Consider the following 17,141-nt stretch of genomic DNA (forward strand, 5'->3'; position numbering starts at 1 on the left):
TTGAACAATGCTGGTCTTGGCTGAAAAGTCGAATTCGTAAACTCAAGAATCAGTTTGATTCTTTGCGAGATGCGATCGAGGTTGTCTTACATCTTGCGTCCTAACCGCCTTGGCGGTTGCTATATCTTATCCCCTCTAGGATTGGGCGGTTGAAACCGCTCCTCGACAAACAAAACCCGCCGGGGCGGGTTAAGAAATAAAGGGGATAATAAACCGAATTTAGTGTTAGCGAATTTTTTTGTATAAGAAAGCGAACAATTCTCTCTCTGTGTTCGCTCCCTGTTTCCTGTCTCCCCTAGCTGAAGGAGACTGCTCAACATCTGTTAGCCATTCTCGCGCCCACGCCCAAATTCCAACTTTGACTAGGAAGGCGGTGGTCTATTTTATGATAGCTGTGGAGGACATCACTAATCCCTGTGTGAATTAAGTTTTCTATATGGATCAACTGTTCGGAAGAACACCGCACCTGGACGGTTTTATCTGACATCACATCTGAGGATGGGAGCGCAGTATAGGTATTGGGAACGCGACTGAGTACATAAGCAATTAAATCCTGTCTCAAGCCAGAAGGTGCAAAAGCTTCTTGGTAGGGATATCGGGGATAAGAATCCAAGATATTTTCCACTTCCTCTGTGACTACGGCTAAGGTAAGATTGACAAGAGTTTTATTCATTTTCCCAGTTCCTAAACACTGATTAACTACTATGCAGCCAAAATTAAGCTTAAATATCCCTGTTATTTCTGAGTCCTCTAGGAGTTTACAAAAATTTATGTAGTAGCTATTAGCAATCGCTGAGTCTTATAAGTAGGTTTGTAACTGCGATCGATATTCCATGGAAGACCTTGGATTAAACATTATCTGAGGAATGTGAGGAAATTATGAAGAAAATCATTTTGGTGGTGCCATGATTCGGGATTTCCAGCCAAATACTTACCACCGCAGAATTTCCGCCACTTGTTGTGCTAATTTCAAAGGGTCAAAAGGCTTAGCAATCACTCCGGCTACCCCCAAGTCAGCAAATTCGCTCAAATCGAGAGCCTGTACCTTTGCAGTTAGGAAAATTACCGGAATCATCCGAGTAGCGGCATTATTTTGCAACAAACTAAACAAAGTCAGTCCGTCCATATCCGGCATCATCACATCGAGTAAAATAGCGTCAGGGAGTTGAGTTTCGGCCACAAGCAATCCTTCTTTGCCATTGCGGGCAATCAGCACCGCCCAACCGCCTAAATGTTCTAAGCAGGCCTGAATGACGCTACAGAGATTTTTTTCATCATCAATAACTAGAATCTGCTTTGCTGACATAAATTAAGACTCAAAATATTAAATATACCAGATTTTTATTCTCGCCCGCGTTCAAAGGAGGGTGCAGGGAGTGTGAAATAGAAACTGCTTCCTTCTCCCACTACACTTTCAGCCCAAATTCTGCCACCATGCTGTTGCACGATGCTGCGACAGATAGCCAAACCCAAACCAGTGCCTCCTTTTTGGCGAGAGTCAGAAGCATCCACCTGTTGAAACCGCCCAAAGATGTTCTCTAACTTATCAGCAGGAATACCCCGCCCTAAATCTTTGACTTCAAATAAAACCCGATCGCCCAAATCTTCAACGCTAAGAGTTACGGTACTCAGTGCTGGTGAAAATTTAATTGCATTGCTAAGTAAATTTACCAGCATCTGAACGATCCTATCTCGTTGGACCAAAACTTGCGCTGAACTCGATAAAATCGACAAATTAATGTTACTTTCATCAGCTAAAGCTTGTACACTTTTCACAGACTCCTGTATCAAATCAGCAGCATCATACCACTGCTTATCTAGGGTAACTTGACTGGAATCGAGCCTTTCTAAGTCGAGAATATCATTTACTAAACGCACTAAGCGCTCGGTATCATTTTTCGCAATTTCTAACATCTGTTGGGCCGTTTCCGGCTGATTTTTTAGGACTCCAGCCGCTAGCAAACCCAAGGAGCCACGAATGGAGGTAAGAGGGGTTCGGAGTTCGTGGCTGACGATGGAAATAAACTCATTTTTCATTTTGTCAATTTCCTGACTTTCGGTAATATCTATGGCAGTGCCGACGTAACCAATTAGTTGACCTTCCTCGGAAATAATAGGGGCTGTTTTAACTCGACAAAAGCGGATTGTGCCATCGGGGCGGATGTGACGGAACTGGCAGACAAATTCGCGATCGAGAGATTGCGCCGCCGACCACAATGATAGAATGCGCTTGATGTCTTCTGGGTGTACACACTTCATCCAGCCGTCCCCTAAAGCTTCTGCCAAGGTGAAACCAAAAATTGATTGACAGCGGGGATTAACATAGATAAATTTCCCTTCAGCATCAATTTTAAAAATGCCTACGGGAGAACTCTCGCTGAGAGAGCGAAATAAAGCTTCACTTTGCCGGACGTCTGCTTGAGATTTTTCGAGTTCTAAAGTTCGTTCCCAAACTCGTATTTCTAACTCTTCGTTGAGTTGTTGGAGGGCGTTTTCTGCTTCTTTTCGTCCGCTAATATCGCGCTGGACAGCCACCCAATGGGTAAACCAACCAGTTTCGTCAGCAATGGGAACAATACTCAATTCTACCCAAAATTCTGTGCCATCTTTGTGATAGTTGATTAAGTCTACCCGCACTGGTTGCCAATTGCTCAAAGCTGTCCGAATGCGATCTAGAGTTGCCCGATCGGTTTTTTCTCCTTGCAAAACACGCGGACTTTTACCGAAGACTTCTTCTAAAGTATATCCACTCATCCGTGTAAAGGCTGGATTAACATAAAGAATCCGCGGGCCTGGTTCTTCAATGGGTTCAGCTTCGGTAATTAAAACAGCATCATTAGTGGTGGTGACAACGGATTCTAGTAGGCGCAATTGTAATTCTTTGGCTTTGCGATCGCTAATTTCTATGACTGTCCCCACCATCCGCACCGCTTCGCCTTCTTCATTGTAAAAAAATTTGCCCCTGGCCTCAATCCAGTGAATGCTACCATCGGACCAAAGCACCCGGTATTCTTGAACATAGTCTTGGCGATCGGTTCGTGCCACAGCTATATTATTTCTGACATATACTATATCTTCGGGGTGAATGCACTCTGCCCAATTTTTGCAACTGCCATCAAAAGTTCCGGGTGCTAATCCAAACAACTGTTCGTGTTCCCTAGACAAAGTAATATGATTCTTCTCCAAATCCCAGTCCCAAAAACCCATCTTCGTAGCCGACAAAGCTAGGGTTAATTGCTGATTTATTCTCCGCAACTCTATTCCGACAAGAGTCACTCTCAATTCTTGGGCGATCGCAATTTCGCACTGCTTCCAAGGTAAAGATTTTAACCTCACAGTTTGTTGCCACAATTCAAAGGAATTGCGCGGAGACAAACTGCTAGTAGCAGACTCCGATTCTAGCGTTGAGTTCAGTTTCCCCGCCCAGTTGACATTTTGAATTACTTCAGGACGAAACCACAAAATATAATGCTTTTGCATCTGAGATATCGCCATCACCAACAAACCACTAGCAAGTTCTTTAAATTTTTCTGATTTGGGATAGGTTTTTGGCAAGGAATTTGTATAAAAAATATCATTATTTAATTTAGTTTCTACCCAAGCAATTAACTCTTGAATATCTGGCAATTTCGGGGTTTGGCCGATGGGTGTTAAATTTTCCTTGGCACATACAACAGCACCGCTAGCACCAACTAATTCTAGCAACCGTTCTTTATGTTGGAGTAAACCTTCAGCAAAACGATTTTCGTGAGAAATATCTTCTGTAAATTCTGCAAAAATTGATTTTAAATAGGCTTCATATTCCCGGTCTTCACTATCTTTTTTTACGCTGAGTTCTAAGGCAATAATTTTGGCAAGCTGTTCGCAAGCATTGCGTACTTCATAGCTGACATATTTGGGTTCTCGGTGGTGACAAGCGATTAATCCCCACAGCTTTTTATCTTTGATTATACTCATCGTCAAGCTAGCAGCAACACCCATATTTTTGAGATATTCAATGTGGCAAGGCGACACGCTTCGTAAACTACTCAAACTCAAATCTAGGGGCTGATGATTCAAGGGATTATCGGCAGGAATTATTTCTACAGGTTGAGAGTAGATATCAGGAATAAACCGAATTAAATTATGGGTGGCGAGGTGTCTTGCTAGCTGAGGAATATCCGTATCTGGATAGTACAATCCCAATAAAGGGTGCAAACTGTCTAGTTTGTCTTCGGCCACAACTTCCCCAGCATCTACCGTATCAAACTGATAGATTATTACTCGGTCAAATCCGATAATTTTTCTTGTTTCTTGGACAACTGTCTGATATAAATTTTTTATATCTCGTGCATTCTGAATTTTGGTTAAGGTTTTTTTAATTAAAGTAAAAAAGTTAAAAAAGTTTTTATACTCCGTGGACAATCTAGGTTCCAACTCAACAACTAAACAATTATTGGTGCGGTAATATTTACCATTAAATACTTGTTTCGTGGTGAGATATTTGAGGTGTAAAGTAATATTAACTGTCGTGTTTGATTTTTCGGAAAAAACGGCGATCAGAGAATCTTTTTTTTGATTTACTACAAATTCATCAAGATATTTACCTAGGATTGCATGGGGGTCTAAATTCAGGAATTCCCCTATATTATTGCTAACTTGTACTATTTTCAAAAGGGGTTCTTCTAATACAAAAAGAATGCCATGAGATTGAATGTAGCCAGGGCTGTGAATTGGTGGGTATTCGATATTATAAATACCTAGGTCTGGGGGAAGTATCATTGTTTTATATGGGTAATGGGTAATGGGTAATCGGCAATCGGTAATGGGTCATAAATAATCGTCGGTAGCTAAGTAGCTATCGGGATCATCCCGATTTTGTAATGGCTCTAGCATGACCGCAGACAATTTATTCGCGATCGCCAGAGATTTACAGCGGTCATGCTAGAGCATCGTAGGAATATATTTGCCAAACTTAGATCTACCCTAGCTCTCAAATTACCCATCCTTGAATTACCTTTTACTTATTACCTTTCGACTTCGCGGTTCCCTGCCCTTCGGCTAGGCTCAGGAACCGCGTAGCCGAAGGGCATGGCGATGCCTATTACGGAGGGGCCCGGCGTACCTCATATTACTGAGGAAGGCTATATTTTCACCTAGTTAGCGATGGTTAACGTTGGGTGAGGGCCAGCTTGTATCTGAGTTGAATCCGCTCTAGACGATTGAGAATACGAGCAATTAATTCTGGTTCTACGATTGGCTTGTTCACGTAATCGTCAGCACCTGCGACAAACATTTGGCTGACTATTTCTGACTCCGAATGAGCGGTTAAAAATAGCACGGGGAGTTTGCTCCAGCGCAAGTCGTTGCGTACTGCCAAACACAGTTCGATACCGTTGTAACCGGGCATCTCTACATCTAAAATTAGCAAATCGGGACAAGTCGTCTCTAGTACCTCCCAGAAATCTTTCGGTTCGTCTAACGTGGTTAGTTGGAATCCCCAAGGTTGGAGAATAATTTTGATGGCTGCTAGTAGATGTATGTCGTCATCTACAACCATCACCTTAGCTTCTGCTGGGGTAGTCTGGTCAAGAATCCGATCGACTGCTTTGAGTATATCTGCTGGAGGCATCGATTTGTGTAAAAAGCCCGCAGCTCCCAAACGAGCGACTTCTACCCGATCGCTCAATTGGTTGTAGTCGCTAAAAACAACTACGGGAATTTCTGGTTTGTGACGGAGGAGTTCGGCTAGGAGAGGACGTCCGTTTTCCTGGCTTCTGGAAAAGTTTAAATCCACCAAAATCGCGTCTGGTGGCTGATTGGCGATCGCCATTTTGGCTGCTTCCCCAGAAAGTGCTACTTCTATGTCAAATTCCCAAGCTGATGCTTCTATTTTGAGGCGATCGCTCTGGGAAGTATCATCATCCACGATCAGCAATTGACGATAGCTCGAAACCCGATCGACAGGAGCATTCTCAGGTGCTGTTGCTGGCAAATCGAAGATACGTTGTAGCAAATTAACTAAGGTATCTATCTGCTGTTTAGCCCCTGGTTGAAAGATGTTTTCCGTCTTAAATAAATCTTCGAGTTTGCGCGCTATTTCCGAACCTTTTGGCATCCCTAAAGTCCCTAAAGAACCAACTAATTTATGTGCTTGAGACTGAGCTTGTTGTCGTATTTCGTTGTCCAAAGTTCCGGCATTTAAATTCGCGATTACCTGCTCAAATATCTCCATTTTTTCTGTAAAATTTGCTTGGAAATTTGCCCTAATTTCTGCAATCACAGCCCAGACTTTTGCTTGATGGGAGTTGATGTTAACTTCATCGATGGGCGTGGTGGCTGGGCCAGATAAAACTGCTTGACTTTTGGGATTTTCTGTGATTTGTGAATCTACTTTTGGGAAATCGACATTCTCCGGGAGACTTTTGAGGCGGTAGCCCAACCCGTACACTGTTTCCACTAAATCCACCATCATCCCGGCTGCTTTCAACTTTTGTCGCAAGCCCTTGATGTGAGCGGTAACAGCTTCTTCTTGGGGAAACTCTCCAGGGCACCAAATGCGATCGAGTATGGCACTGCGGCTGAATATGCGCCGCGGATTTCTGAGAAAAAGTTCGAGTAAATTGTACTCTTTTGGAGTCAAGTGTAGCACTTTTTCTCCATAAGTTACTTCCGCAGTATCCAGATTAACTTGCAATTTTTCCCAAGTCAAATTTTGACTCAACAAGTTGGCTTTTCCGCGACGCAAAAGAGCCCGAATTCGAGCTAGCAATTCCGGTACATTGAAGGGTTTGACTACATAATCATCTGCACCAGCTTCTAAACCTTGGACTCGATCCCGACTACTGTCTAAAGCTGTCAGCAATAAAATCGGGATTTGGTAGCCACAGGATCGTAATTCTCGACACACACTAATTCCATCGAGTTTCGGAATCATTACATCTAACAGAATTAGGTCGTAATCGTAGATTTGCGCCAACTGCAAGGCTGTTTCGCCGTCTGCTGCGGTGTTGCAAGTATAATTGTGAGCCTCCAGGGAGCGTGTCAGTAAATTGACAGTTATTTTGTCATCGTCTACTATTAGAATTTTCATAAATTTAAACTTCTCAATCAGGGTAGGTTTGTGTTTTTGATGAGATTATTTTTCGCTATTTAAATACCTTCTCTTTTGTGGAAAAATCTGATATTAAATTCTTACATTCACATCAAATAACAGGTAAATATCATCCAATCAGGCTAAAATATTTAGCTCGCTGTCAGGGCTTTTTGTGTTTCAGTGCTTGTTGAATCTTTTGAATCAGATATTGCGATGAGTCTTGCTGCTTAACAATGTGTTCTAACTGAGAAACTGCTACTTCTGCCTGCTGTATTTCTTGAATTAGAGAAGTAGATGTTTCATTTTCATGCAAAGGTATTTTATTTTTAGATTCAGAATTTTCATTTTTTTCTGATATGAATTCCTCCAGTTCTAACAGAGCCATTTCCGCACGCTCAATTTTTTCGGTAACTGATTTAGCTACATTAGCACCAGCTCTGGCCGCCTCTGTTAGTGCTTGAACGCGCAGTTTAAATCTGCTTCCTATTTGCTCCATTTGCGTCCCCAATTCAAAAGTTTTACTGGCAAGTCTCGCAATCTCCATACTCACTTGACTCAAACCATTAGGTTGATTTCCCATTTGATTTGTGACTACGGCAACCTGTACTGCTAAATGCCTCACTTGTTCGATCGCTTCCCCAATAGTTCTAGAAGTGCGATTAACCGTTTCCAAATCATTAGCTATTGCTTTACCAACCCCTAAAATTTTATCTGTATTGTTGCAAATAGCATTAGCGCCCTGAAAGGTAGCCTGAAATGCCACACGACCTTCTGCCGAAATCAACTTGGCAATCTTCAAAAATTGCTGATTTTGTTGAGAAATTTCTTGAGCTTGTTTGACCAGTGCAGCTTGCTGGGGGGTGGGAAGATGATGAGATTTTTCTGCTTGACGCTGCCTGGATTCTAACAGTTTACTGTATTCTTGAACTTTTGCCTGTTCTTGTTGAATTTTGGCGACATATTTTTGTCTTTCTAAGCGATATTTTTGAATTGTTTTGTTAGCTTGTGTTAAAAGATTAGACTGAGCCATTAGCAAAGTATGGACATCCAGAATGCGGAGATTGCGGTTTTCCATTTCCACAATAATGGGTTCGTATACCAGGTCTTTTTGTCTATTAAGAACTGCTTGTACTGCATCGTCTATTTTCCACTTTTCCGACAGCAACAAAGGCGGAATTCTCAAAAAATCTAACAGGAATCTAATCGGGCGCTCGCCATACAGTGTTACGCGATCGGGAATATTCATTTGCTCTTGAAACTTGACACGAGAAATCATGCCCAATACCTGAGAGTTATGAGTAATAATAACTCCCGGCAGTTCCGGTTCTTGCCCAAACTTTTGAGCCACGACTTGTCCCAGAGTTGTAGAACTCACCTGGAACTGGTGAGACGGCAGATGTCCGATTGTGGAATCGGGGGTGAGGTGACTTAGATTGCTCATTTACCCTGTAGTGTCAATAAGTAGAAGTTAACAACTTATATATTTACATTATACTAAAATAAGATTGTTTATCCTTCCCCACCAGATAAGCTTTTTATCTTGAGGAAAATTTTGAAGCTCAAGCCTAAAATTCCCTGACTACTACTTGCGTCTGAAGTTTTTGGAAGTGGTAGTGGCTGCTGCAACTGAGGTTACATCTCCAAAACACAGTTTTTCATGTTTGATTATTTAAAGCAACCGGGAAAATACCTAGATTGAAACCAAAAACCTTAAATCTTACTTTACCACGAACAACCTTGGAGGTTGTGTACCAGTTGTTACAGCAAATGGTTCAACTTCCAGGGGCAATTTGGCTGGGAGAGCAAAATTTCCTGTCCTTTGAGAATGAGGCAGAAATTCCCTCCGAAAGGTTTGCCGCCGTGTTGTCGGATCGGTTTAACGCCTTGGTGCGTGGAAGGCAAAATAATTTAGGTACAAACCAGCATCAAGAAAGTGCAAATAAGCTCGATATTCTATGGAATGTGGAGTTAACTTTCGAGCCGGAGGCGATCGCAAATTTTCTCTATCCCCTAGCCGAAAAACTCTCCAAAACCACGCCAGATGCTTCACTCATCCTAGACCCGATCGCCCTCAAACAAAGACTCAAAAATATCAAGCAAAATTCACCGGAACTTCAAAGTGAATTCACCTTCGAGCTGCTAGAAATTATTGCCCAAAACTCTTGGCTCGACAATGATTATTTGGCTCTTGACCCAGGGATAATCGAGAGCAATTTATCGGAACAAATGCGAAAGGAAGAAACCCTAAAAATCCACAATTTAGATATGGTTGGCCAAGTTAGTCTCCCTAACTCTTGTGTGGCATTTTGTCAACCTGTGGAAGATGCTTTGCAGCAGCAACTCGCACAGGAGCGACTTTTAAATCAGGTAACAACTCAGATTCGTCAGAGTTTAGAATTGCCAGCAATTTTGTCAAAAGCAGTGGAACAAGTGCGAGATTTTTTGGAAGTAGACCGCCTGATAATTTATCAATTAGAAAAATCACCAAAAACGGAAGAATGTGACTTAGATAGAGAAAATTTGATGGGATTTAATCATCCTGTAACCAGAAAAGAGGAGCAAAAAAAATGCAAGTATTTAGGTCGCGTAACCTACGAATCTTTAGCAAATAATACTATTTCCTCTGTTTTAAATTTTTGCGAAGATGCTGATTGCTTACCCCAGGGAATTATTGACCAAGAAAAATATCGCAAAGGTTTAACATTTGCACTTAAAGATGTGGAAAAAACCTATGCTTCCCAGCCATGTTTTTTAAATTTGATGCGACAAGCAAAGGTGCGGGCTAAATTGCTAGTGCCCATCGTGGTTCAAGATGAATTGTGGGGACTGCTAATTGCCCACCATTCTACTTGTCGCGACTGGGAAGAAAGTAAAAAAATCTTTTTGCAGCAAATAGCAGAACATTTGGCGATCGCCATTTATCAAGCCGAACTCTATGCGGAAGTGCAGCAGCAAAAGCGCACCTTAGAACAGCGGGTAATTGAACGCACCACAGAACTTCGCGACGCCCTCGCCGCCGCCCAGTCAGCCAGCCTCGCCAAGAGCGAATTTTTAGCAGCTATGAGTCACGAATTGCGGACTCCCCTCACCTGTGTCATCGGCATTTCCGACACGCTGCTGCGCTGGTCCTATGGCAAAGTGGGTAGTAAAGAAGTGCCGATCGCCAAACAGCGACAGTACCTAAAAACTATCCGCGACAGCGGCGATCACTTATTAGAATTAATTAACGATATTTTGGATTTGTCACAAGTAGAAGCGGGAAAAGCAGTCTTAAAAATTAGCGAATTTTCTCTTTCTAAATTAGCATCTCAAAGTCTGCACGCTCTCAAGGAAAAAGCTGTGGCTAAAGGGGTAGAACTGGTGCAAGAACAGCGGATTAATCAAGAATGGGACCTCTTCAACGCTGACCCACGCCGCTTGAGACAAATTCTATTTAATCTTTTAGGAAATGCGATAAAATTTACTCCACCAGGGGGGCGAGTTATCCTGCGATTTTGGGTAACAGAAGATAACAAACGCACACCGATAGTCCAGCTTCCCGGTACTATCTCCCCAGGCAGAATCGCGGTTTTTCAAATCAAAGATACGGGTATTGGAATTCGCGAAGATCAGCGTTCTCTTTTGTTTCAAAAATTTCAGCAATTAGATTCCCCCTACCGTCGCGAATACGGGGGTACTGGTTTGGGATTAGCATTAACTAAACAGTTAGTAGAACTCCACGGCGGTGCGATCGAAGTTGAATCCACCGTAAATGTGGGATCTACTTTTACAGTGTTCATACCCATTCAGAATCTCACTAAAGAAGAATACTCTAAATTAAAACATGAAAAATTAAATTCATCTTTATCCCTACATTCTTCCTCCTTGCGAGGTAGTCTGGTACTGATAGAAGAAGAGGAAGAAACTGCGATGGAAATTTGCGATATATTGACAGCAGCGGGACTTCAGGTGGTGTGGATGATTGAAGGTTCCGGGGCGGTAGAACAAATCGAACTCTTGCAACCAAATGCGGTGATTATCGATATGCGTTTGCCCGGTATGAATGGGGGAGAAATTATCCAAGAATTGCGCCAAAAACCAGTTACTGAAAATATGAAAATTCTCGCTTTAACTGCTGAAGAAATTCCAGCTAGTGAGATGTATTTGGTAACTTCGGGAGCTAATGATTGTTTGGTAAAACCGATTAAACCACAGCAATTGCTGGAGAAAGTTGTTGGTTTAATGGCTAATGGTAATGGGGCCTAGGCGATGCGGTATGGGGCAACCCCCTCAAGGGTGGTGGGGAATTGGGAATTGGTGATACAGGCAGATTCTCAGAGAGGCAATCAAAAGTTATTAACTTTAATATATTTGTTGTAAAATATCTACGTTATGGGTAACTTGATATATGCTGATATTGAAAATATTGTATAAAAAATTAGCCCAAAAGCAGTGATGTATTAATTCCCAATTCCCAATTCCCCATTACCAATTCCCCATTCCCCATTCCCCATTACCAATTCCCCATTCCCCATTACCAATTCCTCCTTGTTTATGATTAATTGTCAAATCCCTACAGGATTAATTGTCTCTTGTCAAGCACCTACTGACTCACCCCTGTACGATCCCATCGTGATTGCTGCGATGGCTCGATCGGCTATCAATCAAGGGGCGGCAGGGGTGCGCATTGATACTCCCAGCCACATTGCAGCAGTGCGACAACAAATATCTGCCCCCATCATCGGGATTTGGAAGCAGCAATTACCCGGATGCGAGATTTACATTACTCCTCGATTTGAAGACGCGCGGGCGATCGCCGATGCTGGATCTGATATCATTGCTATTGACGCTACTCTCAGAAACCGTCCCCTAGGAGAAGAAGATTTAAAGACATTCATTGCCCGTATTCACAGTGAATTAGGCAAATTAGTCATGGCAGATGTAGATACCATAGAAGCGGCGATCGCGGCGGCCCAAGCAGGTGCTGATACAGTAGCAACTACTCTTTTTGGTTACACTTTCGAGACCAAAAATCTCCGCCCACCAGGCTTTGAATTGCTGGCTGAAATTATCAAAGAAATCAACCTTCCAGTTATCTGCGAAGGTGGTATTTCCAGCCCAGAAATGGCAAAAAAAGCCTTAGACATAGGGGCTAAAGCTGTGGTTGTCGGTACAGATATTACTGGGATTGACAATAAAGTTGCTGCCTATAAATTGGCTATTCGTTAGTTATTATTAATTGTTTATTGCTGGGGATTAATTATCTAGATTATTTGGTAGGGGCTCATCAATTAGCGGAGGCAATCCCACCCTCCTTGCCCCTACCTAAGTCGATGGTGCATCGGGGAATGCGGCTAAATTAGTACGCCATTAATGAAGCTGCTCACTACAGCCAAGGCGAGGGCTCCTAATACCGCACTCAACATCCCTCTCCGCAAGCTAAATCCCTCAACCAATTTAGCAGCAGTGGCAAAAATAATCACGTTCATTACAAACGCAAATAGGCCCGAAAGTAAGCCCAGAGTCAGCAGGTTCGGCACGAAAAAAACGGCTTTTAAAATCGGCAAAATTAAAACATTCAAAATCCCCAACACCGCCGCTGCAAATACTGCTTTCGGTGTGCTGTCAATTTCAACGCCGATCGGCAATTGAGAAATTAGCAGCAAGCTACTACCCGTCACCAGCCAAGCAATCAACAAATCGATCGGTTCCATAGCCCATAGCTCCTTCACAGTTGTATTGTCAAAAAAATTGATATTTGAATATTCAAGACCTTTAAACTTAGCTTAATCAAACAATCTCCCTAATTCCTCTACCTATCGGCAGAATCTGGGTTTGATTTACTCTGAGAAAAAAAACTTCTAGGCGATCGGCAAATTTTCCCGGATGGGAACCGCTGCAACCTGTTAGTTGAAAAAAAAGAGTAGATTCAGTTATATGGCTAGTGACTTTTCTTTTAAATCTCAAGTCAAATTAGACAAAAATACCTTGGATCATCCTGCACAGCGTCGCAGTCGATCGCTCCAAGTCATGGTTTTTATGCTCCTGGTGACTACCTTAATCACATTGCCCCTGTTTCGGCTAGCTGAACTGCAACTGGTTCAGGGAGCTTATAATCGACAACGGGCCGAAAACAACCGGATTAGGCCAGTTTCTGTACCGGCAGTGCGCGGTCAGATTTTAGATCGTAGCGGGCAAATTTTTTCTGCCAATCGCGTATCTCGATCGGTATATTTGTGGCCAAAAGAGCGATCGCCCCAGCAGTGGCAAGAAGCAGCCACTACACTCAGCCCCATAGTCAACATCCCTGTGGATGAAATCCTCAAAAAAATCGAAAAAGCAGGCTACAAATCTGCCCTACCAGTCCCAATTAGTAAGAATATAGATGTTGCCACCTTCGTCGCTTTGGGAGAACAAGCCAATACTTTGCGGGGGGTAGAAATTCGTACAGAATCTAGCCGCGACTATCCCAATAAGGAATTAGCATCGCATCTTTTGGGATACGTCGGCGAAGCTACTTTAGATGAATTAAAAGCTAATCCTGAATATCCGATGGGCATGATCGTCGGTAAAATGGGAGTGGAAAAATTAGTTAATCCCACTTTAGAGGGTGTGTGGGGAAGCCGTTTGATTGAGGTAAATGCTAAGGGTGAAGAAATCCAAGATTTAGGTGTAAAATCTCCGATTCCCGGCAAGCCTATACAACTAACCTTAGATTTAGATATGCAGAAAACTGCGGAAAAAGCTTTGGGAAATCGTCTCGGTGCTGTGGTGGCGATCGATGTTAAAACCGGAGCCTTGTTAACAATGGGTAGTTGGCCGACATTTGACCCCAATATTTTCACCCGTAAGGTAAGTCAAAAAGAATGGGACCGACTGCAAGGACCTGATAAACCATTTTTAAATCGAGCTGTTCAAGGTTATCCAGTCGGTAGCACTTTTAAAATTGTGACTTCTGTAGCCGGGATGGAGTCGGGCAAATTTTCTCCTGACTCGACTTTGGTTAGTTCTTCTTCAATTACCATTGGCGGAATTTCGTTTAACGAACACGGTGCTGGTTACGGTGCGATCGGTTTCCGCGATGCTTTAGCCTACAGCAGCAATACATTTTTCTATCAATTAGGAATGGCCGCCGGACCGGAAGAAATGTCTAAATGGGCTAAGAGAATGGGAATTGGCGGTACTATTAACTTAGAACTTTTGGGGTTAGAGGCCGCCAATCACGGTCAAGTTCCGATCCCAGCAGAAAAAAAGAAAATGTATGGAGAAGATTGGTATGTGGGCGATACGGTAACAATGGCGATCGGTCAAGGTTTGGTACTTTGCACTCCCTTAGAATTGGCTGTGATGGTGTCAACTATTGCCAATGGTGGTTGGCGAGTGCAGCCACATTTGCTGGCTTCTCAAACTAATACTCCAATTACTAAAAAAGTTCAAACAGGTATTAAGCCGGGTACTTTGAATGTGATTCGCCAGGGATTGACTGATGTGGTATTAAAAGGTACTGGTAAGGGGTTGAATGATGGTACTATTCCTTTGAGTGCTGGCAAAACAGGGACGGTGGAAATGCCCGGTCATCCTGACAATTCTATGTATGTGGGTTATGCTCCTGCTGACAAACCGGAAATTGCGATCGCAGTTATAGTTGAAGGCGGTGGATATGGTGCTGTGTCAGCCGCCCCAATTGCTCACGAGGTATTCCGAACTTATTTCCAAAAGCAAGGTTTTAAACCGACTATTAAGAAGCCTTAATAGTCATGACTAAGTTGTTATGGGTTATTGGCGTCGCCAGCCAGCAAAGCGTCGAAGGGTTATTGGTTATTTGTTATGGGTTATTTGTTAGTTGTTAGTTCCAATAACCAACAACTAAGAACCAACAAGCCTTCGATTTTGCGGTTCCTGAGCGGAGCGTCGAAGGCCAGGGAACCGCCAATAACCAATAACAAATAACCAACAACAAATGACCAATAACTAACTTCCTATTCTATCGAGAATAATCATTTCTGAACCAATAACAGGACTTCTAGCTATTAGTTTTCCTTCCATATTCTGAACTTCTAAATTACTAAAATCTAGTAAATTAGCTTCTTTAAACATTTGATTTACTATCTGATTTTGTTCGGTTTCGCTCAGCCCATACCAATCTTCAGCTACTTTTACTGTCAACCGACTGCTGGAAAAATTAGCTTCAAATGACTTAACTAAACCGCCACCAATTCGAGCGGTAATTTCATCAACTTTATTTTGAATCCCAGCAATCAGAGACTGTTCCGGTGTCAGTGGTGGTGGCGGGATCATTTCTACCGCTTTCGGTGCTGTCGGTGCCACTAAATCCGGTAAGTTGCTTTTGAATTCAGATTTGGCTTGTTCTGATGTCATCGCTTCTGGCAAGTTGGCGATAGGTTGTGGCTGTTGTGGCGTTTCCGGTGCGACAAAATCGGAAAAATTTGCGGGGGATTCTATCACTTTGGCGATAGGCGCATTGGCTATTTTCTCCGCTGGTTTTGCCGAAAAAATATTCAGAGTTAAACCGACTGTGACGATCAGAATTGCTGCTATCGCTGCATTCAAAATTGGATCGGATAACTTCTGGCTGAGGGATGCGGGTAATAGCGATCGCACTAGCTTCACAATACTTTGCCAAAGTAAACCGACTTTCTCTAAAAAACTACCTTGAGTGCGGGTTGCTACAGACTTACTATCAGATTTTACAGCAACTTTTGGTGTGGGAATCTTGTTAATTTCTGCTGCCATACTTTCAGGAGTTGCAGAGTTTGAGGCTGAGTCAATCTCCATTTTAGGAGGTTCAAAGGATTCTGGAGTTGGCTGGTTTGGTTGTTCTGCTGACATTTTTTCTGCCTTTGGGCCTTGCCAATATACTTAAATCCGATTAATTTTAGTTGAGTTATAGCACAAGGAATCAGGAATAATTCACCCCCCCCCTGCCCCCCCCAAGGGGGGAAATTCAGAAAGAAGGAATCAGGAATAATTCACCCCCCTACCGCCCTTGGAGGAAGGAAGAAGGAAGAAGGAAAATGCAATCACAGCAAGAGTTGCAGCGACTAAGAACGTCCTAACTGTCTTGGTTGTTGCTAGATCTCAATCTTAATTTATCATTTTATTTAGTTGTCACTGAATCAATATGAGCATCAAACGTCGTTACTTTCTGATTTTAGGCAGTCTCAGCAGCTTAGGTTTGTCTGGAATCTGGAAAATGTTTCAGCTTCAGACTTCTTGGGCCACAGATGCCAATGCCGCTGTATTTTCTGCTGTTGAGGGAGAAAGGGCGATCGCTCCTTTACCCACTACACCACCTATTTTACGCTTTATTTCGATCGCAGACACGGGTACCGGTGCCGAGGGACAATATGCTGTGGCTGAGGCGATGGCGCAATATCACGGGCAAAACTCTTTTAATTTGGCTATTCTCGCCGGTGACAATATCTATAATAACGGCGAATTTGAAAAAATTAATGCTGTTTTTGAACGACCCTATCAGCCCTTATTACAGCAGGGTGTCAAGTTTTATGCTTGTCTGGGAAATCACGATATCCGTACTGATAACGGCGACTTGCAAGTTAAATACCCCGGCTTTAATATGGCTGGTCGCTACTACACTTTTCGGCGCGAATCAGTCCAGTTTTTTGCCCTAGATACTAATCATAATGCGGACTGGAAAAATCAGTTAGTTTGGCTGGAAAAAGAGTTGAGCCAGAGCACTGCACCTTGGAAAGTTGTTTTCGGACACCACCAGGTTTATTCCTCTGGCGTGTACGGATTGAATCAACCTTTTATTCGGACTTTGACACCGATGTTTCAAAAGTACGGCGTGCAGCTTTATATTAACGGACATGAGCATAGTTATGAACGGACTCGTTCGATTAATGGTACGACTTATTTAATTTGTGGTGCTGGTGCTGGTACTCGTCCGGTGGGGCGTTCTGAATGGACGGAGTATGCTGCTAGTCGGTTGAGTTTTGCTACATTTGATGTTTATGAAGACCGAATGTTTGTGAGCGCGATCGGTACTGATAAGCGGGTTTTCGATCGGGGAGTGATTGAAGTGCGATCGGCTTAATTCACAGCA

Annotated in this window: 11 protein-coding genes; 4 read left to right on the forward strand and 7 right to left on the reverse strand. The window is 42.9% G+C overall.

Going from position 1 to position 17,141, the window contains the following annotated elements; translation table 11 throughout:
* Positions 1 to 313: 313 nt before the first annotated feature.
* From AAFP14_RS15915 to AAFP14_RS15935, 5 genes are all read right to left on the reverse strand, one after another.
* Positions 314 to 673 carry a hypothetical protein gene (locus AAFP14_RS15915; protein ID WP_341733224.1) on the reverse strand — a complete coding sequence of 120 codons (360 nt, stop codon included), beginning with the start codon at positions 671 to 673 and terminating at the stop codon, positions 314 to 316.
* A gap of 258 nt (positions 674 to 931) precedes the next feature.
* Positions 932 to 1,306 carry a response regulator gene (locus AAFP14_RS15920; RefSeq protein ID WP_341733225.1) on the reverse strand — a complete coding sequence of 125 codons (375 nt, stop codon included), beginning with the start codon at positions 1,304 to 1,306 and terminating at the stop codon, positions 932 to 934.
* 35 nt (positions 1,307 to 1,341) lie between these two features.
* A complete protein-coding gene (locus tag AAFP14_RS15925) occupies positions 1,342 to 4,761 on the reverse strand; it encodes a PAS domain S-box protein (RefSeq protein ID WP_341733226.1) in 3,420 nt (1,139 codons plus the stop codon).
* 388 nt (positions 4,762 to 5,149) lie between these two features.
* Positions 5,150 to 7,072, reverse strand: a complete 1,923-nt coding sequence (locus tag AAFP14_RS15930) for a response regulator (protein ID WP_341733227.1) — start codon at positions 7,070 to 7,072, stop codon at positions 5,150 to 5,152.
* A 163-nt stretch (positions 7,073 to 7,235) separates the two neighbouring features.
* Positions 7,236 to 8,516: a CBS domain-containing protein gene (locus AAFP14_RS15935; protein WP_341733228.1), complete on the reverse strand. Its 1,281-nt coding sequence runs from the start codon at positions 8,514 to 8,516 to the stop codon at positions 7,236 to 7,238.
* Positions 8,517 to 8,770: 254 nt separating this feature from the next.
* On the opposite strand from AAFP14_RS15935, the gene AAFP14_RS15940 reads away from it, so the two are divergent.
* Together AAFP14_RS15940 and AAFP14_RS15945 are read left to right on the forward strand one after the other, a co-directional pair.
* Complete coding sequence (locus AAFP14_RS15940; protein ID WP_341733229.1) at positions 8,771 to 11,320, forward strand: hybrid sensor histidine kinase/response regulator; 2,550 nt, start codon at positions 8,771 to 8,773, stop codon at positions 11,318 to 11,320.
* 288 nt (positions 11,321 to 11,608) lie between these two features.
* Positions 11,609 to 12,283 carry an N-acetylmannosamine-6-phosphate 2-epimerase gene (locus AAFP14_RS15945; protein WP_341733230.1) on the forward strand — a complete coding sequence of 225 codons (675 nt, stop codon included), beginning with the start codon at positions 11,609 to 11,611 and terminating at the stop codon, positions 12,281 to 12,283.
* Between the two features lie 125 nt (positions 12,284 to 12,408).
* Here AAFP14_RS15945 and AAFP14_RS15950 read toward each other — a convergent pair whose 3' ends face one another.
* Positions 12,409 to 12,768: a phage holin family protein gene (locus tag AAFP14_RS15950; RefSeq protein WP_341733231.1), complete on the reverse strand. Its 360-nt coding sequence runs from the start codon at positions 12,766 to 12,768 to the stop codon at positions 12,409 to 12,411.
* 223 nt (positions 12,769 to 12,991) lie between these two features.
* On the opposite strand from AAFP14_RS15950, the gene mrdA reads away from it, so the two are divergent.
* On the forward strand, positions 12,992 to 14,806 hold the full coding sequence (gene mrdA, locus AAFP14_RS15955) for a penicillin-binding protein 2 (protein ID WP_341733232.1): 1,815 nt from the start codon (positions 12,992 to 12,994) through the stop codon (positions 14,804 to 14,806).
* A gap of 219 nt (positions 14,807 to 15,025) precedes the next feature.
* Here the strand turns inward: mrdA and AAFP14_RS15960 are convergent, their stop codons facing one another.
* Complete coding sequence (locus AAFP14_RS15960) at positions 15,026 to 15,904, reverse strand: hypothetical protein (protein WP_341733233.1); 879 nt, start codon at positions 15,902 to 15,904, stop codon at positions 15,026 to 15,028.
* A gap of 292 nt (positions 15,905 to 16,196) precedes the next feature.
* On the opposite strand from AAFP14_RS15960, the gene AAFP14_RS15965 reads away from it, so the two are divergent.
* Positions 16,197 to 17,132 (forward strand): metallophosphoesterase, encoded by a 936-nt coding sequence (locus AAFP14_RS15965; RefSeq protein WP_341733234.1) that lies wholly within the window; start codon positions 16,197 to 16,199, stop codon positions 17,130 to 17,132.
* Positions 17,133 to 17,141: the final 9 nt, after the last annotated feature.

This window comes from Microcoleus sp. EPA2, assembly GCA_020882975.1.
In the GTDB taxonomy this organism is placed as follows: domain Bacteria; phylum Cyanobacteriota; class Cyanobacteriia; order Cyanobacteriales; family Microcoleaceae; genus Microcoleus.